The following is an 18898-nucleotide window of genomic DNA, read 5'->3' on the forward strand; positions in this document are numbered from 1 at the left end:
TAGGGCAGGGTCTAAGCTTAGACACCCGCCTGTTCATTATAAGGAAATGATTATGTTACGCCGTGATTTCTTAAAATATTCAGTGGCGCTGGGGGTTGCATCAGCGCTGCCGCTGTGGAGCCGCGCCGCTTTTGCCGCCGAACGTCCCGCGTTGCCTATTCCTGACCTGTTAACGGCAGATGCGAGCAACCGTATGCAGTTAATTGTTAAAGCCGGACAGTCGACATTCGCTGGTAAGAACGCGACAACCTGGGGCTACAACGGTAATTTGCTGGGGCCAGCGGTACAGCTTCACAAGGGAAAAAGCGTGACCGTTGATATCCATAACCAACTGGCCGAAGACACGACGCTTCACTGGCATGGTCTGGAGATTCCGGGCATCGTCGACGGCGGTCCGCAGGGGATTATTCCCGCAGGCGGAACCCGCACGGTGACGTTTACGCCGCAGCAACGCGCCGCGACCTGCTGGATTCATCCGCACAAACACGGCAAAACCGGGCGCCAGGTGGCGATGGGCCTTGCCGGACTGGTGCTGATTGAAGATGACGAGATTCGCAAATTGCGCCTGCCGAAACAGTGGGGCATCGACGATGTGCCGGTGATCATTCAGGACAAACGCTTCTCCGCCGATGGCCAGATTGATTATCAACTGGATATTATGACCGCCGCCGTCGGCTGGTTTGGCGATACGCTGCTGACCAATGGCGCTATCTATCCGCAGCATTCCGCGCCGAAAGGCTGGCTACGTCTGCGCTTGTTGAATGGCTGTAATGCGCGCTCGCTGAATATCGCCGCCAGCGATAATCGCCCGCTTTATGTGATCGCCAGCGACGGCGGCCTGCTGGCGGAGCCGGTGAAAGTCACCGAACTGCCGTTATTAATGGGCGAGCGTTTTGAAGTGCTGGTGGATATCAGCGACGGGAAAGCCTTTGACTTGGTGACCCTGCCGGTCAGCCAGATGGGAATGGCGATCGCTCCGTTTGATAAACCGCATCCGGTGATGCGTATCCAGCCGCTGCGGATTACCGCCTCCGGTACGCTGCCGGATACGTTGACGACGATGCCGGCGCTGCCGTCGCTGGAAGGGCTGACGGTGCGCAACCTGAAACTGTCGATGGACCCACGCCTTGATATGATGGGGATGCAAATGCTGATGAAGAAATATGGCGCTCAGGCGATGAGCGGCATGGATCATGACAGCATGAACGCGCATATGCAGGGCGGCAATATGGGGCATGGCGAGATGGATCATGGCAACATGGATCACAGCGGAATGAATCATGGCGCGATGGGCAATATGAATCACGGCGGAAAATTCGACTTCCATAACGCTAACTTTATCAACGGCCAGGTCTTCGATATGAACAAACCGATGTTCGCGGCGCAAAAAGGCCGACATGAACGTTGGGTGATTTCCGGCGTGGGCGACATGATGCTGCATCCTTTCCATATTCACGGCACGCAGTTCCGTATTCTGTCAGAGAACGGCAAAGCGCCAGCGGCGCACAGAACGGGCTGGAAGGATACGGTACGCGTTGAGGGCGGTATCAGTGAAGTGCTGGTCAAGTTCGATCACGACGCGCCGAAGGAACATGCCTATATGGCGCACTGTCATCTGTTAGAACATGAAGATACGGGAATGATGTTAGGATTTACGGTCTGACCGATGTCTGTGACGCAGGCCGGGTAAGGCGAAGCCGCCACCCGGCATAATGCCCGGCATACGCCGGGCATTAATGGTTATTTCGCGTCGTCAGGCAAAGCATAGGCCACGATATAGTCGCCCATCTTCGTACCAAACGAACCGTGGCCTCCGGCAGAAACGACCACGTACTGCTTACCGTTTACCTCATAGGTCATCGGCGTTGCCTGGCCTCCGGCGGGTAAACGTCCCTGCCACAGTTTTTCCCCGTTGCTCATGTTATAAGCGCGCAGGTAGTTGTCGGCGGTCGCGGCGATAAACAGCACGTTACCGGCGGTTGAGATTGGCCCGCCGAGCATGGGCATCCCCATGTTGAACGGCACCGGAACCGGCATCGGGAACGGCATACTGTCGCGCGGCGTCCCTATACGTTTCTTCCACACGATTTCATTGGTCTTCAGATCCAACGCGGAAATATAGCCCCAGGCCGGTTGTTTACACGGCAGGCCAAACGGCGAAAGGAACGGATTCAGCGTGACGCCGAACGGTACGCCGTACTGTGGCTGAATACCCGCTTCTGTTCCGGTACCTTTCGCGTCTTTCGGCGGTTCCATTGGATTGCCAGGGCCGCGTGGGATCAGTTTCGAGACAAACGGCAGCGCCATCGGGTTAGCGATAGCGACCTGACGGTCTGGATCGACGGAAATACCGCCCCATTCAAACATCCCCAGGTTGCCAGGGAATACCAATGTCCCCTGCTCGGACGGCGGGGTGAAGATACCTTCATAGCGCAACTGGTGGAACATAACGCGGCACACCAGTTGGTCGAACATGGTCGCGCCCCACATATCCGCGCCGGAGAGATCTTTTTTCGGGCGGAAGGTTAAATCAGAGAACGGCTGAGTTTTGGCGACGTAATCGCCTTTTGCCGCGCCCTGTGGGACCGGTTTTTCCGGAGCGGGCACGACCAGCTCGCCATTACGTCTGTCGAGCACAAAGATATTACCGGTTTTCGCTGGCGCATAGATAACCGGAACGGTAGTACCGTCAACGGTAATATCTGCCAGCGTCGGCTGTGCCGGCAGGTCCATATCCCACAGATCGTGATGGACGGTCTGATAACTCCAGGCCAGTTTCCCGGTGGTGGCATTCAGCGCCAGGATGGAGCTGGCATAACGTTCCTGCTCCGGCGTGCGGTTACCGCCCCAGATATCCGGCGTGGTCACGCCCATCGGCAGATAGACCAGATCCAGTTTCGCATCATAGGCGGCAGGCGCCCAGGAGTTCGGCGAGTTAAAGGTAAAAGCGTGCTCATCGGCTGGAATCGCGTTCGGATCTTTCGCCCCCGGATCGAAGGCCCACAGTAGTTTACCGGTATTAACGTCAAAACCACGGATAACGCCGGACGTTTCGCGGGTAGAGAAGTTATCCGTGACCGAACCGGCAATGACAATCGTTTTATCGGTGATAATCGGCGGCGACGTCGGTTCATACAGTCCCGGCGTGGTGTCCGGCATATTGGTTTGCAGATTCAGGACGCCTTTGTTGGCGAAGGTTTCACACAGCTTGCCGGTTTCGGCATTCACCGCGAAAAGGCGACCGTCATTGACCGGAAGGATAATGCGGCGCGGACAGTCGGCGATGACCTCCGACGAGGCGGTATCCGCTTTGGCCTCATGATAAGAGACGCCGCGGCAGGTCACATGCTGGAAAGACGAATCGGTCTTCAACTGAGGATCAAAATGCCACTTCTCTTTACCGCTGGCGGCGTCCAGCGCGAACAGACGCTGGTGAGCTGTACACAGATAAAGCGTATCGCCGACCTTAATCGGGGTCACTTCGTTGGTGATTTCGCCCGGATCGTTGGGTTGTTTCAGATCGCCGGTGCGGAAGACCCACGCTTCTTTCAGTTGGTGAACGTTATCCGCAGTGATCTGTTTCAGCGGCGAATAGCGTTGGCCTTCCTGATTACGTCCATAGGCCGGCCAGTCTTCGTCGGCGATCGACGAGCTTGTTGCGGCGGGCGTGGCGTCGGCGCGAAGCGTACCGTTGATCTCCTGCGGGTCGTTGAAGCCAGCCCAGGTCAGAATGCCGCCGCTAATCAGCAGCGCCACGACCAGCGCTGCCACTGCGCCGCTGGAAGGAACCACCAGCCGATGCCAGACAAACGGTAATATTAGCCAGATGCCGAAAAACACCAGAATATCGCTACGCGGCGTGAGCGCCCAGAAGTCGAACCCGACTTCCCACACGCCCCAAATCATTGTCGCCAGCAGCAGGGCGGCATACAGCCACAGCGCGGCACGTTTACTGCGCCATAGCAATCCGGCGACAACCAGCATCACGAGGCCTGCGATGGGGTAGTACCAGGAACCGCCAATAGCAACCAGCCAGACACCTCCGATAAGAAGATACAGCCCACAAAGTGCTGCAAAGAGGGCCGTCAGCGTCACGAGTAATCGTGGCGATCGTGCGTTATTTTCTGCCATAAAAAGACACCATCCCAAATTGTTAATTTTTTAGTAGCAATTAAGTATAGGAATTAACATGTGTGATCGTAATCACAAAATGAGCTTTCTTATCAAATGCCGCGAATGAATACGTTTGCTGTTATACTGCGTGCCTTGCGCGTCAATGCGGCGTTATTAGTCACCGGCATTGAGTGATTTGTTTTTAAATCATATGGTTATAAATATGAAACATACTGTTGAAGTCATGATCCCCGAAGCGGAGATCAAAGCACGTATTGCCGAGCTGGGTCGTCAGATTACCGAACGTTATAAAGACAGCGGCAGTGAAATGGTGCTGGTAGGTCTGTTGCGTGGCTCATTTATGTTTATGGCGGACCTGTGCCGTGAAGTTCAGGTTCCTCATGAAGTCGATTTTATGACCGCCTCCAGTTATGGTAGCGGTATGTCCACCACCCGCGACGTGAAAATCCTCAAAGATCTGGATGAGGATATCCGTGGTAAAGACGTGCTGATTGTCGAAGACATTATTGATTCCGGTAATACGCTGTCGAAGGTCCGTGAAATCCTGGGCCTGCGCGAGCCGAAATCGCTGGCGATTTGTACGCTGCTGGATAAACCGTCTCGTCGCGAAGTGGACGTGCCGGTTGAGTTCGTTGGCTTTTCGATTCCGGACGAATTTGTAGTCGGTTACGGTATCGACTACGCTCAGCGTTATCGCCATCTACCGTATGTTGGTAAAGTGGTGCTGCTGGACGAGTAAGCGCAGAAATGCCGGATGGCGTCGCTAAAGCGACTTATCCGGCCTATAGCTAATGGCTTATTGGTGGGGAATGTATTTCAGACTTAGGGCGGAAATACCCTTATGATAGCCGTTCTCCAGCGTTTCTCTGTTGGTGGCGGTGACGTCAAGATCGCGCAGCAGGCCATCATTGATACTGTACGCCCAGCCGTGAATGGTCACATTCTGACCGCGTTTCCACGCTGACTGCATAATGGTGGAATGCCCCAGGTTATAGACCTGTTCCATGACGTTCAATTCATAGAGCGCGTCCAGACGTTGCTCTTCGGGCATTTTTCCCAACAGCGAGCTATGTTTAAGCCAGATGTCGCGGATATGCAGCAGCCAGTTATTAATCAAGCCCAGCTCAGGGTTTTCTACCGCAGCCTTGATACCGCCGCAACCGGAGTGGCCGCAAATGATAATATGCTCAACTTCCAGAACATCTACCGCATACTGAACCACGGAGAGACAGTTCAGATCGGTGTGAATAACCAGGTTAGCCACATTACGGTGAACAAACAATTCGCCCGGTTCAAGCCCGGTTAAACGCTCTGCGGGAACGCGGCTGTCGGAACATCCAATCCATAGAAAGCGCGGTTTTTGCGCTTGCGCCAGTTTCTCAAAAAATCCGGGGTCCTCTTCCACCAGCATTTTTGACCATAGTGCATTGTTGCTGATGAGTGTATCTATGTCTTTCATGGAAGTTAACGACCTGTAACCAAATAAGTGCGTTGGGCTAATATAGGGCAACTCCGTAGTTATTTAAACCATATATAAAGTGTAAGAACGTAAAGTAAGTGAGAATTTATGACCATTGCGCTGGAACTTCAACAACTTAAAAAAACCTATCCCGGCGGCGTTCAGGCGCTGCGCGGCATAGATTTGCAGGTCGAAGCGGGGGATTTTTACGCGCTTCTGGGGCCAAATGGAGCAGGGAAATCGACCACCATCGGTATTATCAGCTCATTGGTTAATAAAACGTCCGGGCGCGTTAACGTTTTTGGTTACGACCTGGAAAAAGACGTGGTTAACGCCAAGCGACAGCTTGGACTGGTGCCACAGGAGTTTAACTTTAACCCGTTTGAAACGGTGCAACAGATCGTAGTGAATCAGGCCGGTTATTACGGCGTGGAGCATAAAGAGGCGGTTTTACGTAGCGAAAAGTATTTAAAACAGCTCGATCTGTGGGAAAAACGTAGTGAACGCGCGCGGATGCTCTCTGGTGGGATGAAACGCCGCCTGATGATCGCCCGCGCATTGATGCATGAACCTAAGCTATTGATTCTCGACGAGCCGACGGCGGGCGTCGATATCGAATTGCGTCGCTCGATGTGGGGATTCCTGAAAGACTTAAACGCCAAAGGCACCACCATTATTCTCACCACCCACTATCTGGAAGAGGCGGAAATGCTGTGCCGCAATATCGGTATTATTCAGCACGGCGAGCTGGTGGAAAATACCTCCATGAAAAATCTGCTTTCAAAGCTGAAATCGGAGACGTTTATTCTGGATTTAGCGCCAAAAAGCCCGCTACCTAAGCTTACGGGTTATCAATATCGTCTGGTGGATACCTCGACTCTGGAGGTGGAAGTGTTACGCGAGCAGGGGGTTAACAGCGTCTTTAGCCAACTGAGCGAGCAGGGGGTTCAGGTATTAAGTATGCGTAATAAAGCCAACCGTCTGGAAGAACTGTTTGTGTCGCTGGTGCATGAAAAACAAGGAGATCGCGCATGATGCAGCTTTACTGGGTTGCCCTTAAAAGCATCTGGGCGAAAGAGATCCACCGCTTTATGCGGATCTGGGTGCAAACGCTGGTGCCGCCCGTCATCACCATGACGCTCTATTTTATTATTTTCGGCAACCTGATTGGTTCGCGCATCGGCGAAATGCATGGTTTTAGCTATATGCAATTTATTGTGCCGGGCCTGATTATGATGGCGGTCATTACTAACTCCTACGCGAATGTCGCGTCGTCATTTTTTAGCGCCAAGTTTCAGCGCAATATTGAGGAACTGCTGGTCGCGCCGGTACCAACGCATGTGATCATCGCCGGATTTGTCGGCGGCGGCGTAGCGCGCGGGCTGTGCGTGGGGATTCTGGTGACGGCGATTTCGCTCTTTTTCGTGCCTTTCCAGGTGCATTCCTGGGTATTTGTTGCGCTAACGCTGATTCTGACCGCGATTCTGTTCTCGCTGGCCGGACTGCTGAACGCCGTGTTTGCGAAAACCTTTGACGATATCAGCCTGATCCCGACCTTTGTGCTGACGCCGCTGACCTACCTCGGCGGGGTATTTTACTCGCTGACGCTGCTGCCGCCGTTCTGGCAAGGGCTGTCGCACCTGAACCCGATCGTCTACATGATCAGCGGCTTCCGCTACGGCTTCCTGGGTATCCATGATGTACCGCTGGTGACGACGTTTGGCGTACTGGTGATCTTTATCGCCGCTTTCTACCTGCTGTGTTGGTCGCTGATCCAGCGTGGGCGCGGGTTGCGCAGTTAAGCGTTGACAGGGGCGTTGGGTTGCACCTCGCTTCATCCCACCTACGGGCCCGTAATATCAATGGGTTACGGGTCGGTAGGTGAGGCTTGCTGAAACCCAACGCTTCTCTCAGCGAATCTGAATCTCCAGCGTGGCGGTAGCCTGGTATTCTCCGGTGTGGGGAACATGTCCGGTGGTATTGACCGGCGCGGCGGTGAACTCGGTGCTGCCTTTACCGTCTGTGTAATCTTCAATCGGCAATTCGGCGCTACCGCCGGGAACGATGGTCTTATCGTATTTATCGGAAATCCGTATCCCTAAATTCTCATTGTCGGTTTTCAGGTATTCCGGGTTGTGCGGATCGGTTTCTCCGTTCAATGACATTGACAGGTTGGTGCCGTCCGCCACGTTGCTACAGGTAAAGTTTACCTGAGTGGTGACGTGCGAGTTCTGCGGACTGTCGCCGAGATTACGAATATCTTTGCCCTCAATATCCGGCAGCCTGACCTCGATAACCTGCCCGGCGTTGATGGAACAGGACTGCGGCACGGTAATAGTTCCGGACATGGTGACGTGCGCGACAGGGGGAACGGCGGGGGGAATATTATCTCCGCTGCTGCCCGGCATTTTTGATAAATAGAGATTCATGATCGTTGTTTGCGGGATCGAGATTTCACCGACCAAAGGATGAGTAATATAAATCCTTACCGTGCCTTTATTGCCCGCCGTCATTGATTTCATTTCTGCATCGCCACAGCCGCCTGCGGAACTATCCTCATTGCTGATTGAGGAAAACGGGACAGGAATATTCTGGTTCAACTTCCCGGCTACATACGCTTCGGTGCCAATTTCCAGTTTGCCTGCCACGAGGACATAGTAATCCATATGTCCGTAGTATCGCGTCTCGCTGTGCGTGCCTTTCTGCGTCAGATCGCCGGTGGTCGCGGTGAAATAGTTGTACCCGCGATAATCACTGTTATCGCAGTCGCATTTAGCCGAATATTCTCCGCCAGCTGACCAGTGCTCTTCAACGATGGTTCCCGTCTGGTTCCCATCCGTATCGGTAATGGTTTGATTAAAACTAAAAGGAAAATTATGCGTGCCGTTGGTGGGTTGACACCAGCCGCTTCCGTTGCCCATCGTTCCTTCTGCCAGCGCATGGCCTGAAAATAGCGCCAGCGCCAGCAGCATCCATAAATTCTTCATTGTGTTCCTCACTGGCAGACGGCGTTCGCCATCACGATGCCGTTCATATTTTTGCTGATATCAAGGCGGTAATCCGCGCGGCAAGAGGCGCTTCCCCAGTTCACCAGCAGCAGGCCCTCTTCCGGCAGGCCGCTGAGGAAGACCTGGCCTTTATCGCCGACGATACTGGCCAGGTTCGCATCCTGCCCATCGACGCTTGCCGTCGCGCCAAAGGGCACGGGCTCGCCATTGCTGCGCGTCAGCGTTAACAGCACGCGATAGCCCTTATGCGTGTCATACGACGCGCGCACCACCGCATTACGCGTCGGATAGACGGTCTGGTTGTTGAGCGGAATATCCACGTTGTCAGCAAACGTGCTGCTGTCGAGCGAGATATCGTAGCGATAATACGGCGTGACGTTGGGGATCACCGTATAACCCCGGAAGTCGGTGGCGACGCCGGTCTGGTTTTCAACCGAAACGCCGCTGGCGCCGGGCGCTTTAATTAAAATCGCCGCGCCGGTAATCGGCTGGCTCAGGGTAATACCGTTTTCGTGCGCCAGAATGCCGCCGCTGATGCCGTAGCTGACCTGTTGGCTATCTGGCGACTGATTGTAACCGGCGTTGAGGTTGGCATAAGTGCCTTTATAGCTGGCGTTTACCCCGCCGGAATCACCGTCTTGTGTGCTGTGGCTTTGCTGTAACGACCAGTTCAGGTTTCTGTCACGCAGCGCGGTGCCGCTAAGGGTGGTGCTGTTCACCGTGGCATCGTGCTTACGCGTGTTCAGCATATAGCTGGCGTATAGCCTGGAATCGAACACCGTAAACGGAACGTGCAGCGACAACGTGAACAGCCGATCGTTCTGGTTATAACGATCGTCGTCGTTGTCATCATCGTCATTGTCCGATCGGTACTGGTAGGTGTTTTTGTTATAGCTGTAGCTCAGCGAATAGCTCACCGGACCCCAGCTATTGTTGTAACTGGCGCTCAGAGACTCCATCTGCTGCGCGCTGTGCCAGTAATCTTCTTTGACCCAACTTAGCGTTAAGGAACCGAGCGTATCGCTAATTTGCTGGTTGACCGAGGCTTCGAAACGATTATGGCGCTTGCCGTAGTTATCATAAAAATCGTCGTCCGGGTTGATCACCTCGCTCAGCGAATTGTAGTTTTCGCTGGCGTAACGATAGCCGGCCAGCGAAAACGTGGTGCCCGTACTGACGACGCCCTTGCTGTAGCGGACGCGCCAGGATTGCCCGATTTCTTTGCGGCCATCGTCAAATTTGGCGTGCGACCAGATGCCGTCCAGGGAAATGGCCCCCAGCATCTGCATATTTTGCCCGACGCCGAAGGCGACGGACTGGTATTTATCGCCGGCAATCTGGCTGCCGCCGTACAGGGTGATGCCCCACGGCAGGCCGTACAGCAGGGTTGCCTGGCCGAAGTCGTCCAGCGTGTGGTTGTTATAATCGCGGTATTTACCCACGGTCACGCTGTATTTTGCCCGTCCGGTGCGCTGCAGAATCGGCAGCGAAGAGTAGGGCACGATAAAATGCTGTTCGCTGCCGTCGGCTTCTTTTACCGTTACGTCATAGTCGCCGTTGCTGCCGGTGGGAAACATATCGTTGATTTCAAATTCGCCCGGCGAAACGGCGGTTTGATAGGCGATATAGCCGTTTTGCCGCACGATAACCTGCGCGTTTGAGCGGGCGATGCCGCGAATCGTCGGGGCGTAACCACGCTGGCTGTTGGGCTGCATTTGATCGTCAGAGGTAAGCTGGAGGCCGCGAAAAGGTACGCTGTCGAACACGTCGGATGGCGTATTGCTGTCTCCGGCGGTGAACTGGCTTTTCAGCGCGATAATGTCGCGCTGTAAATAGTTATAAACGCTGTTCCAGCTACCGCTCTCGCCGTTATTTGAACTCCAGTTACTGTAGTTGCGAAAACGCCACGGCCCGAGGTTAAAACCCGGCTGGAGAGCGAGATACTTCGATTCCGCATCGTCGGAATCCTCGCTGGAACCGTACTCTTTATAGCCGCTGAAACTGTAGTTCAGCATTAGCGCGGTAATCCCCTCCTGCCACTTTTCCGGCGGCACGTAGCCGCGCGCGTTGTTGGCGATGTAGAGTTGCGGGATGCTTACTGATAATGTCTGTTGCTGAAAATCAAACCGCTGGCTGGCGCCGGGGATAACGCTGAGATCGACGCAGCCTTTTTCACTCTCCAGGGTTGGAAAAAGGTCGGTTTTGACGCTGTTATCTTTTAGTTCCTGGAGCCGTAAACAGCCCTGTAATGCCTGTTGACCGTCACTGAGCGTCGTGAGTTGAAAATCAACGTTTCGCGCGCCGATTTCTGTTTTATTGATATTGATAGTGACGTAATAGGTGCCAGGCAGCTGGCTTTTGTCGTTATCAAATGTCGACAGATCGACGCTTGTGCGACTCGCCTGCCCATGGTTTTCAATAAATGCCGGATTGAAATAGTCGCGCGCCCATGCAACGTGTGCGAACGTGCTGCCCAGCGCGATACACACAGCGCAGCGCGATAAATAAAATACCCGGTGTTGCCTTTTGCGCATCGGCACTCTCATCCCTGTCACTCTTCTCAAGGCGTTTGTTTATGTTCGGGGCCAATACCGCCAAAATCGTTGATGATAGACCAGACAATCGGGCCGCTGGCGGCGGCAGGCAGCGTATACTGCGCGTTGCCGAAAGGCGCCACATAGCGCGGGGCTTTCACTTTTTGACTGCCAACGGAAAGGGTGGCGAAGTTCATATAATAGGGCGTGGGGTTCTTCACGGTGAGCGTGCGACCCTGACGCGACCACGTTAACCGATCGGCAACCTCTTCTGGTTTTTGGGTTAACGCTTTTGGCCGGTAAATCAGCTTAAATTCCGCTTTAACGGCCAGCATGAGTGTGTTGTGTTTATTGTCCGGATTGCTGCTGGGAATCGATTTAATATCCAGCCAGTACAGCGACTCGCGATCTTCCGGCAAATTGCCGCCGGTACGGATAATTCGTAGTACGTTCTTTTGCCCGCCATTAAGGCGAAAAAGCGGCGGGGTGACCATAAACGGCGCATCGCCGCTCGCCCCTGTTTCGCTGATCGATTGCGCCCAGGACTGAATTAAATAGGGAACGTTGTCGTTATTGCTTATCGATATGGACGCATCTTTGGCATCGCCGTGAAAAATAACCCGCGTTGTGCCGATGTTTATCCCTGCGGCATGCGCCAGCGAACCGCACAACAGGCAACAAAGCAACCCTGCTTTAGCCAATGAATTCATTGATGACCTCAATAAACAAAGGGGCCAGCCGACGCTGGCCGCCAGGATCAGTTATATTGCAGATAGAATGTTGCGGTTGCATCGACCGTTCCCGACTTAACGGGAACCGCGGTGGAGATATAGCGGGCGGTGAAAGGCATTGAGAGTTCCGTCACCCCCTCTGTGAGCGCGACTGCGGCAGACCATGCCTGAAGATCGTTAAAGGTCATAGGGGTGCTAGATTTATCAAGAATTTGCACGCCAATATTCTCAGCATCATCCTCATTTTTCAGGATGGTCGCATCGGTTCCGTCGAGTGTGCCTTCAAAGCGCGCCTGTACACTGCTGTAGACGTTTGCGTCGCAGTTTTCGAGTTCGATGGTGAAGTCTTTATCCCCTGCCGTCTGCCCTGCGGCAGTAAAAAGAGAGGCAAATTCGTCCTGTAATGTCACCTCTACTGAATCCGTTTTTACCGTACAGGCGTTTTGCTTAATGAGGCCGGTGATATGTACGGTGCCGTCTTTGGCGGTGTCGGCCAGCGCGGCGGGGGAGAGGGTGATGGCAGCCAGTGCCACAGTGAGTGTTTTTAAGGTGAGTTTCATTATCTTTGATCCTTTAAGTTATTATAAATATTGACATAGTAACAATATCTATAGTGTGGGAAGTTATTGTTCTTTTTATTGCCGAATGAGTAAATATAATGTCCGATGATTTTTGCGGCGCGAAGAAAAATTCAGAATACATAAATATGAAATATTTATAATATATATTTAATCAATTATTTTGGTGAGTGTTTGTTTAATTGAATCGCCGTGATTACCCTTTAATGGGCCAGATTCTATGAAGGCTGTTAACAATTTTAAAAATAATGCAAATTTTTTTGAATAAAAAATGATCGTGGTCATAGTGTATTGTCGGCCAAAAAAACATGCTGACATCATGCAGGATTGGAGCTCAATGGAGGAGAAGTTATGCTGGGATGGGTCATTTCCTGTCATGACGATCGGGCGCAGGAAATGCTCGAAGGTCTTGAAAAGAAATATGGGCCGTTGGCGCAGTGTCGGGCGGTCAATTTCTGGCGTGGGTTAAGCGTAAATATGCTCAGCCGCATGATGTGTGACGCCCTCCATGCCACCGACTCCGGTGAAGGCGTGATATTTTTAACCGACATTTCCGGCGCGGCGCCTTATCGTGTCGCGTCGCTGATGAGCCATAAACATTCTCAATGTGAAGTTATTTCCGGTGTCAGTTATTCATTGATGGAGGAAATGATTCCCTGGCGAGAGTCAATGAGCAGTTCAGCATTTCGCGACCAGATTGTCGCGCTTGGCGCGCCGGATGTCACCAGTCTCTGGCATCAGCAGCAGAAAAATCCGCCTTTTGTATTGCTGCATGATTCGTATGAGTTTTGATCAATACCATTGACGACGCTTTTGCTACAATGACGGCGTTTTTTCGCCTCGGTTATGATATATGGTTATGCGCGTTGTTCTTATCTTGCTGTTTTTTTTCGCCGGTAATGTGTTGGCTGCCTTGCCCGCTCGTTATATGCAAACGACGAAAGATGCCGCCATCTGGTCGCAGATTGGCGACAAAATGGTGACCGTAGGGAATATCCGCGCCGGACAAATTCTTTCCGTAACGCCTGTTGCGGCTGATTATTATGCCTTTAAATTCGGCTTCGGTGTGGGGTTTATCGATAAAGGCCATCTGGAATCCGTGCAGGGAAAACAAAAAGTGGAAGATGGCCTGGGCGATCTTAACAAGCCGCTCAGCAATCAGAATCTGGTGACCTGGAAGGACACGCCGGTGTATAACGCGCCGGACATCAGTAGCGCCCCGTTTGGCGTATTGGTGGATAATTTGCGTTACCCCATTATTAGCAAGCTGCAAGGCCGGCTACACCAAACCTGGTATCAGATCCGTATTGGCGACAGGCTGGCTTATGTCAGCGCCATGGATGCGCAGGAAGACAACGGCATTCCGATTTTGACCTATCATCACATCTTACGTGATGAAGAGAATACTCGTTTTCGCCATACGTCCACCACGACTTCGGTTCGGGCATTCAGCAACCAAATGACCTGGCTTCGCGATCGCGGCTATGCCACGTTGACGATGTACCAACTGGAGGATTACATCCATAACCGCGCGAATTTCCCGGCGCGCGCGGTGGTTATCACCTTTGACGATGGCCTTAAATCGGTGAGTCGCTATGCGTATCCGGTATTAAAGCAGTACGGTATGAAAGCGACGGCATTTATTATCTCATCGCGTATTAAGCGCCATCCGCAAACATGGAATCCCAGATCGCTGCAATTTATGAGCGTGTCCGAATTGCGCAAGATAAGCGACGTTTTTGATTTTCAGTCGCATACCCACTTTTTACATCGGGTAGACGGGCATCGTCGCCCGATTTTATATAGCCGCAGCTACCATAATATTCTGTTTGATTTTGAACGCTCGCGGCGGGCGCTCGCACAGTTTACTCCGCACGTATTTTATCTTTCTTATCCCTTTGGCGGTTATAACGCGACCGCGATCAAAGCAGCAAAAGACGCCGGTTTCCATCTGGCGGTCACCACGGTGAGAGGGAAGGTGAAGCCGGGAGATAATCCGATGCTGCTCAAAAGGCTGTATATTCTGCGCACGGATTCTCTGGAAACCATGTCGCGGCTGATCAGCAACCAGCCGCAAGGATAAGGACTATCAGGCAACCTGTACCGGAATAGCTTTCGCGGTGCGCTTCATCTCGTTGTCGCCTTCAAAATAGGCCACTTTCGGACGCCATGTACGCGCTTCTTCATCAGACATGGTGACGAAGCTGGCGATAATCACAATGTCGCCAACTTCAGCGCAGTGCGCCGCCGCACCGTTCACCGAGATGATTCTGGAGCCGCGTTCAGCCGCAATCGCATAGGTTGAGAAACGTTTCCCATTGGTCACGTTCCAGATATCAATCGCTTCGTTTTCCAGAATACCGGAGGCATCAAGGAAATCCTGGTCAATGGCACAGGAACCTTCGTAGTGCAGGTCCGCCTGCGTGACTTTTACGCGGTGGAGCTTGCCTTGCAGCATGGTGCGAATCATAACTTCTTTACCCTGTCGTTTACCTTGGCTAAGCAGGCGCTTGTGGCCTGCTTTGGAAATTCTCAGGCAGTATTGCCCGATTTTTAACCCCTGTCTACTGGGCTAATGTAACGCTTTGATTATCGATCAGACGCGCCTGACCCAGCCAGGCGGCGGCCAGAATCACTGCGCGTTTGCTGGTTTCCGTCAGCTCCTGCAGCGTGTCGGCATCACGGATTTGAATGTCGTCGGCACGGAAGCCTTTTTCATTCAGTTCCTGTTCGGCAATGGCAATAATCTCTTGCAGCTCACGGTTACCCGCAATCAGTTTTTCAGCGATGCTATTCATCACGTTGTGTAGACCCGGCGCAATTTTGCGCTGCTCTGCGGTCAGATAGCCGTTACGTGAGCTGAGCGCCAGACCGTCTTTGGCGCGAATAATCGGCACGCCGACGATCTCAATGTCATAACTCATATCCGCCACCATTTTGCGGATCAGCGCCAGTTGCTGGAAATCCTTCTCGCCAAAGCAGGCGATATCCGGCTGGATCAGGTTGAACAGCTTGCTGACGATGGTCGAGACGCCGCGGAAATGACCCGGACGGCTGGCGCCTTCCAGCATGGTAGAGAGGCCGGGAACATCAACGTACGTCTGGCCTTCCAGCCCCTGTGGGTAGATTTCCTCAACGGCTGGCGCAAAGACATAATCGACTTTGCGTTTGTTCAGCTTTTCACAATCTTCCTGCAGCGTGCGCGGATAACGCACCAGATCGTCCGGCCGGTCAAACTGCATCGGGTTGACGAAAATGCTGACGATCACCACATCAGCCCGGGCTTTTGCCTCATCGACCAGCTTCATATGGCCGTCGTGCAGGTTGCCCATGGTGGGAACCAGTGCGACGCGTTTACCTTCCTGACGCAGACGACGAATATGCTGGCGCAGCAGCGGCAGGGTTTCAATGATTAGCACAACAAAACTCCTTGAGTTGCTTGATGATCCTGCCCGATGGCGCTGCGCTTATCAGGCCTACATCCGTTGAGGATCGGTAGGCTGGATAAAACGCGTCGCGTCGTCATCCGGCACGGTCAGAAAAATTAGTGAAAGCTGTGTTCTTCGCCCGGATAAACGCCGGACTCCACTTCAGCCATATACTGCCGTACGGCGGCGCGCATGTCGCCCGCCTCGGCAAGGAAATTTTTCGCGAATTTGGGAATATGGCCGCCGGTGATGCCAAACGCATCGTGCATCACCAGGATCTGACCGTCGGTGACGTTGCCCGCGCCGATGCCGATCACCGGAATCGACAGCGCTTCCGTGACGCGCTTCGCCAGCTCAACCGGCACGCACTCCAGCACCAGCAGTTGAGCGCCAGCCGCTTCTAAAGCCAGCGCGTCATCCAGCAGCATTTGTCCGGCGTCGCCGCGGCCCTGAATTTTATAGCCGCCGAAGATATTCACCGACTGGGGCGTTAGCCCCAGATGACCACAAACCGGTACGGCGCGTTCGGTGAGCATTTTCACCGTATCAACCAGCCAGGCGCCGCCTTCAATTTTGACCATATTGGCCCCCGCACGCATCACGATAGCCGCGTTTTCACATGCCTGTTCCGGGGTGGCGTAAGCCATAAACGGCAGGTCGGAGAGCAATAGACAGTTGGGCGCGCCACGTCGCACGGCACGAGTGTGGTAAGCGATATCTTCCACGGTGACAGGCAGAGTGGAGTCATGCCCCTGAATCGTCATGCCCAGCGAGTCGCCAACCAGCATCACATTGATACCTTCGTCGGCAAATAACTTAGCGAAGCTGTAGTCGTAGGCGGTAATTGTCGCGAAGCGTTTTTTCTCTTGCTTGCATTTCTGCAGCAGTGAAATAGTGGTGGGTTTCATAACGTTTCCTGATGGTAAAAGTTATATTTCCCGGCATTCTAACAGTCATATTCAGGGGGGCAATTGATTTAAGCAATCGTTTGGCGCTAAAGCAGTAAACGCTAAAGGGGAGGCGATATTTTACCAGTGGGCGGGTTTTGCAGCACCAAGATGGGTGAGATGCTGATGCAGGCTGATACCATCCGGAAAGATCAGCTCAGGAGCGATTTCGAATAACGGCCACAGCATAAAACCGCGGTTTTTCATGTCGTAGTGCGGTACGGTCAGACGGTCGGTGTTAATGACTTCATCGCCAAACAGCATAATGTCGAGGTCCAGCGTGCGCGGCCCCCAGCGTTCGGCTTTGCGCACCCGGCCCTGTTGCAGCTCAATGCGCTGGGTATGGTTAAGCAATTCTTCGGGGGCGAGGGCGGTATCCAGCGCCACCGCGGCGTTCAGGTAATCGGGCTGATCCTGTGGGCCAAGCGGCGGCGTGCGGTAAAACGAAGACACCGTGACGATACGGCTATCGGGAATGTCGGCGATAGCCTTCAGGGCGGCATTGACCTGCTCCAGCGGAGAGGCCAGATTACTGCCAAGCGCGATATACGCGATCGTCATACGGTGCCCTCGCGGCGCGGCGCGCGTTTGCGCGGACGTGAACGGCGGCGGCGTGGAGCAGGATCGTCGTCCAGCTCGTTGAGCATCCCTTTTTGTTCCGGCGGCGCGGAAGCCTGAAACTCGGCCCACCACTGCGCCAGACGTTGCAGTTCAGTATTATTTTCCACCTGAGCGCGCAGCTCCAGTAAATCAAACGCGGCGCGGAATTTGGGATGTTCCATCAGTTTCCAGGCGCGTTTGCCCTGGCGTCGCGACATCCGTAACTGAAGCTGCCAAATATCACGGGTAAGTGTGGTCAGGCGTTTCGGGATCGCCAGTGAACGGCAGGCTTCATCCAGCACGTCATTCATGGCCAGCGCGAAAGCATCGTAATAGGCAAGGCCGCTCTCCTGAGCGATTTTTTGCGCCATCTCCAGCAGCGGATACCAGAACATGGCGGCAAACAAAAATGCCGGGTTAACGCGCATCTCGTTACGGATGCGGTTATCCGTATTCTTCAACACCTGCGCAATGATGCGTTCCATTGCGCTGTCGCCGTTTTCGGTGAAATAACGCGTAATGGTAGGAAACAACGGCTGGAAGAGGTGGTATTCCCGCAGTTGTTGATAGGTTTCGTAACCGTTCCCCGCCTGCAACAGCTTCAGCGACTCTTCGAACAGGCGCGCGGGAGGAATGTCGTTTAGCAAGGTTGCCAGACGCGGGATTGGCTCAGCCGTTTCAGGGCTGATACGCATATTGAGCTTCGCAGCGAAACGCACGGCGCGCAGCATTCGAACCGGATCTTCGCGGTAGCGCGTTTCCGGATTGCCGATCAGGCGAATCACGCCTTCTTGCAGATCCTGCATTCCGCCGACGTAATCGCGCACGGTAAAATCCGCTACGCTGTAGTAAAGGCTGTTGATGGTGAAATCGCGGCGCTGGGCATCTTCTTCGATAGAGCCGAAGATATTATCGCGCAGCAGCATACCGTTTTGCCCACGCTGGGAGGTCGTACGGTCGCTTTCACTGCCTTCATGATGACCACGAAACGTTGCCACTTCGATAATTTCCGGGCCAAACATCACGTGAGCCAGGCGGAAACGACGCCCCACCAGACGGCAATTGCGGAATAATTTCCGTACCTGATCCGGTGTTGCGTTGGTGGTCACGTCGAAATCCTTCGGCTTTTTGCCGAGCAGGAGATCGCGGACGCCGCCGCCGACCAGGTAGGCTTCATAGCCCGCTTTGTTCAGCCTGTACAGTACCTTGAGGGCATTTTCACTGATATCTTTGCGGGAGATAGCGTGCTGTTCACGCGGGATAATCGTCATATGTGGACGGGCGACGGCTTGTTCTGCCTCGCTCTCCTCGCGGCTTAACACCTTACGGCAAAAATTAGCGACTCGGGTAAAAATAGCGCACCTCGGTAGTGTCATACATTAATAAGATCAACTTACTCTATGTCTTTCGCATTACGGCAGACGGGCGTAAGAGAGCAACGCGACCTGGGCTGTAAGCATCATTAACGCCGCAGCAATG

Annotated in this window: 17 protein-coding genes; 6 read left to right on the top strand and 11 right to left on the bottom strand. The window is 53.5% G+C overall.

Features of this window, described 5'->3' with window-relative positions; translation table 11 throughout:
• The first annotated feature begins 52 nt into the window (after positions 1–52).
• Positions 53–1663 carry a multicopper oxidase CueO gene (cueO, locus tag ACH0WD_RS10830; protein ID WP_000946058.1) on the top strand — a complete coding sequence of 537 codons (1611 nt, stop codon included), beginning with the start codon at positions 53–55 and terminating at the stop codon, positions 1661–1663.
• Positions 1664–1740: 77 nt separating this feature from the next.
• Here the strand turns inward: cueO and ACH0WD_RS10835 are convergent, their stop codons facing one another.
• A complete protein-coding gene (locus ACH0WD_RS10835) occupies positions 1741–4131 on the bottom strand; it encodes a glucose/quinate/shikimate family membrane-bound PQQ-dependent dehydrogenase (protein WP_000829736.1) in 2391 nt (796 codons plus the stop codon).
• A gap of 205 nt (positions 4132–4336) precedes the next feature.
• On the opposite strand from ACH0WD_RS10835, the gene hpt reads away from it, so the two are divergent.
• Positions 4337–4873, top strand: coding sequence for a hypoxanthine phosphoribosyltransferase (gene hpt / locus ACH0WD_RS10840; RefSeq protein WP_000683342.1), 537 nt, complete (start codon positions 4337–4339; stop codon positions 4871–4873).
• Positions 4874–4930: 57 nt separating this feature from the next.
• On the opposite strand, the gene can is transcribed toward hpt, so the two are convergent.
• The gene (can, locus tag ACH0WD_RS10845) at positions 4931–5593 is read right to left on the bottom strand and encodes a carbonate dehydratase (protein ID WP_000651591.1); all 663 of its coding nucleotides are present in this window, start codon (positions 5591–5593) and stop codon (positions 4931–4933) included.
• Between the two features lie 108 nt (positions 5594–5701).
• Between can and ACH0WD_RS10850 the strand changes: the two genes are divergently transcribed.
• Positions 5702–6628, top strand: a complete 927-nt coding sequence (locus ACH0WD_RS10850; protein WP_000150628.1) for an ABC transporter ATP-binding protein — start codon at positions 5702–5704, stop codon at positions 6626–6628.
• Positions 6625–7395, top strand: coding sequence for an ABC transporter permease (locus tag ACH0WD_RS10855; protein ID WP_000983418.1), 771 nt, complete (start codon positions 6625–6627; stop codon positions 7393–7395). The genes ACH0WD_RS10850 and ACH0WD_RS10855 overlap by 4 nt, the downstream gene beginning before the upstream one ends.
• A gap of 108 nt (positions 7396–7503) precedes the next feature.
• On the opposite strand, the gene ACH0WD_RS10860 is transcribed toward ACH0WD_RS10855, so the two are convergent.
• Genes ACH0WD_RS10860 through ACH0WD_RS10875 form a run of 4 tightly spaced genes read right to left on the bottom strand, consistent with a single transcriptional unit; the run spans position 7504 to position 12426 of the window.
• Positions 7504–8580: a fimbrial protein gene (locus ACH0WD_RS10860; protein ID WP_000794031.1), complete on the bottom strand. Its 1077-nt coding sequence runs from the start codon at positions 8578–8580 to the stop codon at positions 7504–7506.
• Positions 8581–8588: 8 nt separating this feature from the next.
• Positions 8589–11135, bottom strand: coding sequence for a fimbrial outer membrane usher protein (locus ACH0WD_RS10865; protein WP_001231769.1), 2547 nt, complete (start codon positions 11133–11135; stop codon positions 8589–8591).
• 26 nt (positions 11136–11161) lie between these two features.
• Positions 11162–11845 carry a fimbrial biogenesis chaperone StiB gene (gene stiB / locus ACH0WD_RS10870; protein ID WP_001086402.1) on the bottom strand — a complete coding sequence of 228 codons (684 nt, stop codon included), beginning with the start codon at positions 11843–11845 and terminating at the stop codon, positions 11162–11164.
• A 47-nt stretch (positions 11846–11892) separates the two neighbouring features.
• A complete protein-coding gene (locus tag ACH0WD_RS10875; protein WP_000779122.1) occupies positions 11893–12426 on the bottom strand; it encodes a fimbrial protein in 534 nt (177 codons plus the stop codon).
• A 369-nt stretch (positions 12427–12795) separates the two neighbouring features.
• On the opposite strand from ACH0WD_RS10875, the gene ACH0WD_RS10880 reads away from it, so the two are divergent.
• Together ACH0WD_RS10880 and ACH0WD_RS10885 are read left to right on the top strand one after the other, a co-directional pair.
• Positions 12796–13236, top strand: a complete 441-nt coding sequence (locus tag ACH0WD_RS10880; protein ID WP_000901958.1) for a PTS sugar transporter subunit IIA — start codon at positions 12796–12798, stop codon at positions 13234–13236.
• Between the two features lie 61 nt (positions 13237–13297).
• The gene (locus ACH0WD_RS10885; RefSeq protein ID WP_000245316.1) at positions 13298–14527 is read left to right on the top strand and encodes a polysaccharide deacetylase family protein; all 1230 of its coding nucleotides are present in this window, start codon (positions 13298–13300) and stop codon (positions 14525–14527) included.
• A gap of 6 nt (positions 14528–14533) precedes the next feature.
• On the opposite strand, the gene panD is transcribed toward ACH0WD_RS10885, so the two are convergent.
• The 5 genes from panD to pcnB form a co-directional block, all read right to left on the bottom strand.
• On the bottom strand, positions 14534–14914 hold the full coding sequence (gene panD, locus ACH0WD_RS10890; RefSeq protein WP_000621526.1) for an aspartate 1-decarboxylase: 381 nt from the start codon (positions 14912–14914) through the stop codon (positions 14534–14536).
• 94 nt (positions 14915–15008) lie between these two features.
• A complete protein-coding gene (gene panC, locus ACH0WD_RS10895) occupies positions 15009–15863 on the bottom strand; it encodes a pantoate--beta-alanine ligase (RefSeq protein WP_000905349.1) in 855 nt (284 codons plus the stop codon).
• Positions 15864–15988: 125 nt separating this feature from the next.
• Positions 15989–16780, bottom strand: coding sequence for a 3-methyl-2-oxobutanoate hydroxymethyltransferase (gene panB / locus ACH0WD_RS10900; protein WP_000805486.1), 792 nt, complete (start codon positions 16778–16780; stop codon positions 15989–15991).
• A 120-nt stretch (positions 16781–16900) separates the two neighbouring features.
• Positions 16901–17380: a 2-amino-4-hydroxy-6-hydroxymethyldihydropteridine diphosphokinase gene (folK, locus tag ACH0WD_RS10905; RefSeq protein WP_000150778.1), complete on the bottom strand. Its 480-nt coding sequence runs from the start codon at positions 17378–17380 to the stop codon at positions 16901–16903.
• A complete protein-coding gene (gene pcnB / locus ACH0WD_RS10910; protein ID WP_125540466.1) occupies positions 17377–18774 on the bottom strand; it encodes a polynucleotide adenylyltransferase PcnB in 1398 nt (465 codons plus the stop codon). The genes folK and pcnB overlap by 4 nt, the downstream gene beginning before the upstream one ends.
• Positions 18775–18898: the final 124 nt, after the last annotated feature.

The organism is Salmonella sp. 2020_1395 (assembly GCF_043848115.1).
In the GTDB taxonomy this organism is placed as follows: domain Bacteria; phylum Pseudomonadota; class Gammaproteobacteria; order Enterobacterales; family Enterobacteriaceae; genus Salmonella; species Salmonella enterica.